Origin of the sequence: Moorena sp. SIO4A1 (genome assembly GCF_010672065.1) — a bacterium.
Lineage (GTDB): Bacteria > Cyanobacteriota > Cyanobacteriia > Cyanobacteriales > Coleofasciculaceae > Moorena.
The window spans coordinates 1-1,396 of record NZ_JAAHHX010000755.1 but is presented as its reverse complement, the minus strand read 5'-3'; the positions used below and the strand labels follow the sequence as shown (position 1 = coordinate 1,396).

At 41.2% G+C, this 1,396-nt stretch carries 3 protein-coding genes; 1 reads left to right on the top strand and 2 read right to left on the bottom strand.

The window, feature by feature from the left end:
• Window positions 1-596, top strand: a 596-nt coding sequence (locus F6K53_RS42650) for a hypothetical protein (protein WP_293086623.1), incomplete at its 5' end; no start/stop codon positions are given.
• Between the two features lie 336 nt (window positions 597-932).
• On the opposite strand, the gene F6K53_RS42645 is transcribed toward F6K53_RS42650, so the two are convergent.
• Together F6K53_RS42645 and F6K53_RS42640 are read right to left on the bottom strand one after the other, a co-directional pair.
• Complete coding sequence (locus tag F6K53_RS42645) at window positions 933-1,205, bottom strand: hypothetical protein (protein WP_293086620.1); 273 nt, start codon at window positions 1,203-1,205, stop codon at window positions 933-935.
• Window positions 1,206-1,215: 10 nt separating this feature from the next.
• Window positions 1,216-1,396 (bottom strand): hypothetical protein (locus F6K53_RS42640; RefSeq protein ID WP_293086617.1); only part of this gene is annotated, 181 nt, incomplete at its 5' end.

Sequence of the window (1,396 nt, the reverse complement as noted above, 5' to 3'; positions counted from 1 at the left end):
ATGGATCTGAGCACTACCAAAATTTCTATTCCTCAACCTCCAACTCCGGAAATCAGGCACAATCACCGGTTGCTAATAGTAAATCTAGACATCAGTTACCAGAAGGATTCAACAGCAAGATTCCTGTGAAGTCAGAAAAGTCTATTTGGACCCTCTTTAAGCGATACCTAACCTTACTAAAAACTCCAGGTAAGCTGATTATTTCGAGAAATAAATCTTCAAAAAATAAATCAAGACCATCCATCAGCAAGAATAAAAATTTCAGTAATAAAAAATTACCATATCTGTCCCAAATTCAGGATAATTTAGGAAAAACTACTCCGAAAAAATCTAAACATCAACCTTTAGTAGTTGTTAATTCAAGTAACAGCAAGCTTAAAGAACCTAAGGGAGAAGAAAATAGTGCGATCGCTAACTCTAGAAACCATAGTGATGTAGAGCCAAATCAAGACTGGATTGACACTAAAGCAACTCCAGAAGGATATGTTAAGCATCCTTTAGAAAGAGTGTTCGAGTGGTTAGACATCACCATGCTTTGGATAGAAGAGCTAGTGGTTAAAATTTGGCGATTGCTGCAACGGTTGTGGCCATTTTGAAGAGAAGGGAATAGGGAATAGGGAATAGGGAATAGGCATGCTAGCAATAGGCATGCTAGCAATAGGCATGCTAGCAATAGGCAATAGGACGGGAGCATGTCTTATTCGCAGCAACATTAGTACTAAAATAACTCATGTACGCTATTCAAACCCTAACCCTAACTGAAAACACTGTAGTTCAAGCGTTCTCACCAAATTGACCGGCTCCCCATGCTCCCCCTATTACCTATTCCCCATTCCCCATTCCCCATTCCCCATTCCCCATTCCCCATTCCCCATTCCCCAGATAAGCGTACAAATGTTCTGCATAAGTGACATGCTCCCCAATAGGACACTCTATTTTAAAATTGTCACATCAACAGCTAACTCAGGCTCAGGGGCTAAGGATCCATCGGGATAGAGAAACAGAATCAATCGCCCTAGTCGAACTGGGCGCTGGCAACTTTTTCCCATCACTGTTTTGATTTGGATAGGCATGACGCCATTAGGGGGATACGCCCACCACTCCCCATTGCGACAAAAGGGATTGCTATAGCCTTGCTCTTCACACCAAGCATGGCAGACCCCACGAATCGCAGCGCCGAGATCGTTATAGTGTGAGATGGTCATATATAAACTTTTAACCTTGTGATTGAGGCCATAACTTAGGTAAAAACATTCCTGTGTTTTCTTTATACATTTTATAGTCAGCGGCAAAACTACTAGCTAACAATTTCGCTTCTTCTTGGCGAGCAACTTGATAGTAGAAAACAAACATTACTACTACTGTGATTAGTAGCCAGAGCTGATTAGTAACAAAA